Below are 3711 nucleotides of genomic sequence, written 5' to 3' on the forward strand. Positions count from 1 at the left end.
ATGTAAATTAACATCAGGAGATGCCGCCTTAAGTGCTCCATCTGATGGATAAGACACAAGATCACCACCCACACTAGCAACAAAACCATTTTTAATATTTTTGCTAATAGGAAGAGATGTTGTGTTTCCATATGCATAATTAAAACATAAACTACCTCCTCCATAAGACGCTATATAAGGTCGACTAAATTGCGCATTAGATATATTAAATGGTACGGATTCTCCTGGTTTTATTGCAGAAATATTTGAATAAACAGCTGTCCTTGGTTGTATTTTTAAACAAGAATCTTGCTCCTTAGTCCATTGTTCGATAAAAGATGATGGAGTCCCTGGGTAATAATTGTTATCTTGCGGCTGTCTAATTGTAGCTACAGTTACTTTTTCTAAACTGCCTTTCTCTTGAACTTTTACGGTATAATCAATAGCATTATCCACGTTATGTTCAGCTGTTATATTGAATGTATAAGTCTTTCCATATTGCCATGGATAATCCATTAAACAATGTTCAAATGTACCTTCTGAGTCGGTCATTGGTACACAGTAAGGACTGTCAGTCAATAACTGAGGAATACCATATTTTGTTTTCCAAACAGAGAATATTAATTTTCGTTGTTCTTTCCAATCAGCTTCTTGTAAACCGATATAACCGCCAAACCAATTTGCTATTTGAAAAAAAGTAGGGTTTGAACCAGCAAGAACTGTTATATCTATATTAAATTCTTTCCATCGATAGTTTGAGCCAAATCTTAAATATGGAGAAGGCGCTGTATTTTTAAATGGCTTTTGCGATATGACACCGTTTATTGATGCTTTATCAGATTGGTCCTGTAATAAACTAGCCAGTAATACACTAGATTCACCTTTTTTAGACTCCCAATACCCAGTAACCAATCCATTTTTATCACTGATACTATTAACTGGAAAGTAAATGCTAGATGATGTTTGTTGTGGCCTAACATAAATATCACAACCTTTTAATGGCTGTTTATTTTCATCTTCAATCTTGAATTGAATTTTTTTTGGTTTCCAGTTCGGATCACCTTGAACATATAATTCATCAGAAAACATAGAGCCAGACAGTGCATACAATTGATCTGAGGTTACCGCTGTTATATTACCTTGTAAACATTTTTCTAATTCAGCAGATAACGCCACTGATAAATTTATTAATACAGACTTATTAATAGTTCCATCAGTTACAGCTACTTTTATTACATAGTCTTTACTGGTTACAAGATTATCTGTATCTGCTGATATTAAACCAGTCTGTTGATTTATAGTTATAAAGTTTGGTGATGAAATTAATGAATATTTTAAAGTTCCAGTACCATTATACTTGGTCTTTATTTGATATTGAAATGTTTGATCCCTTGTTATTGTTTGCTTTGGAACAGGATCAATCAACAAGACAATTGGCTCCATTACATGGATAGTAATAGACGTTTTAGCCATAAGTTTACCATCTGAAGCCTTCACGGTAATAGGATAAAAACCTTTATCAGAATCAACACTAGCATCAATATTAATGAGTCCCGTTGTAGCATTAATAGTGATAAACTTCGGAGCACCAACAAGGGTATAGATCACATTACCTGTACCATTATATTCTTTGTCAACCTGATACTGTTTTTCTTTTCCTATCGTAGCCGTTCCATTTTTTACAACCGTGAGTGAGAGGTGTACGTTTTCATGTCCACCTTTGTTTTCATGCCCACCTTTGTTTTCATGTCCACCTTTGTTTTCATGTCCACCTTTGTTTTCATGCCCACCTTTGTTTTCATGTCCTTGATGTGAGAATTCGCTTTTAAAGTTACTATTATTTTCATGACATCCTACGATAAATAAGCAGATGACTAATGAACAAATATAATTTTTATTAAACATTTTTATCCTACTTTGGCTTATTAACTTTAAGCTGGCTTGTGTCTAAAGCGCTCACCGATGCCAAACTGAACGCGGAAAATTTAACACGCTTGCCGTTTTATGCATTTCACCTAGTACTGAAGCTTGCTTAAAATAAGTACATCATATTTTGCATCGCGCCCTATACTGTTAAAAACCCTGCAACGCAGGGATTTTTAACTCCCAAACCACACCTACACCCCTGTAATTACAGCGATGAACGTGCCGATTTATAAACACCTTAAGGGGTGTGAAAACGTAAAAGATATTTTTACATATAGGTAACTTTCATATTTAAACTACTGTGATGAACACCATAAGCCAATTTTTTATTGTTGATAAATGGCATTATTTTTATATCGTAATTATTACTATTAGCTGGCATATTTCGATTTCCTATAAATGGCATGCCATTATTATCAAGAATTTTAAACCCTACCCCCTTGTTCTCTGAGTAAACTTTTCCATCATTGACATTCACCAATGAAATCACTGCATTCTTAATATTTTTATTGTTATTACATGTTGAGGATAATTTCAGCGTAGAAAACACACTATTCGCATAGACTTGGGAGTCTGTGACTTGACCAAAATCAATATGATCTTTATCTAACGTTAATTTACAAATTTGAGGTCGAACATGACCTTTTATAGAGATCGTAACAGGACTAGAAGTAACAATATTGCTGCCACTAATTAATCGAATTTTCGCAGTCACTGAAAAATCGACAAATGCCGATTTAAATGGATTTTTAAAATCACCAATACGGACAAATACTGCACGAAGTCCCTCTGAGACATCACCAGCGACCCCAGCTAAAGTATCATTTGTAGAATAACTACTGATAGCATCTCGGGTAATACTACTAGATTGATTTACAACTCCCTTAGAAGTTTTCGTTGTCAATACAAATGCAATTCCTATTGCGTCAGTTATTTTATATACTTTCGCCTCGCCAATAGGACGATTAGCATAGGGAAATAACTCACGAATAGGTACTGAACCAACAGGATTAAGAGACGTTATTCCTGACTGAAAAATAAGTTGTGTTTCCACTCTACCGTTCTCAACCTTGATATTAAAAGGACTGTAATAGCCCCCCTCAGGCCTGAAAACCATCACAACACCGTAACGATTACCGAATTGAAGCTTGCTCCATTGATTCATATCTAACACCCATGAAGGTGAACCACCAATAGAATTCACCCAATTTATAGGTGACAGCACTTCTGAATACGAATATGTAGATAAAAATACTAAAAATACCAGTAATATTTTTAGTGTTTTATTTATTAGTTGCACTATAAACACACTCCAAATAAAAAAAACATAGTAAAAAATACAAGATAGGTGATTACATGATAAAAAAAAGGCCTCAAAAGAGGCCTTAAATAGCAGGTTTAAATATTATAAAACATTCAACCACATCGTATATTGCTTGATTATCGACACTAATAAATAATCATAACAATCGTCAACGCAACGAATATTAAACTTATACACTCCGAGACAAGTAAAGATCACCACACGATTATCCCGAAGTATCTTACATTAAACCTATTTGCTTCTTAAACGATCAAGTTGAAACAAATAATCCATGCTATATAGTGAAGTATAGATCCTTAATATACAACCCCATCTAATCCGTTATAAACATTAGACATCGTAATTATTTTTAAGTCTATTTAAATTTGATGTTATATGTGTTTTTTAACACATTTTACTTACTTTAATACTAACAATAAAATAATCACAACATGCTAATTATATTTAAAAATAAAAAACACGTTTTAAATCCAATCAAACTA

2 protein-coding genes are annotated in these 3711 nt (G+C 33.4%); both read right to left on the reverse strand.

Annotation, left to right across the window (positions count from 1 at the left end; genetic code table 11):
- Positions 1-1884, reverse strand: a 1884-nt coding sequence (locus E5A76_RS06950) for a DUF3472 domain-containing protein (protein ID WP_161118490.1), incomplete at its 3' end; no start/stop codon positions are given.
- Positions 1885-2173: 289 nt separating this feature from the next.
- Positions 2174-3205 (reverse strand): type 1 fimbrial protein, encoded by a 1032-nt coding sequence (locus tag E5A76_RS06955; RefSeq protein ID WP_161118491.1) that lies wholly within the window; start codon positions 3203-3205, stop codon positions 2174-2176.
- Positions 3206-3711 lie beyond the last annotated feature (506 nt).

Source organism: Photobacterium lucens, assembly GCF_009873615.1.
GTDB classification, from domain to species: domain Bacteria; phylum Pseudomonadota; class Gammaproteobacteria; order Enterobacterales; family Vibrionaceae; genus Photobacterium; species Photobacterium lucens.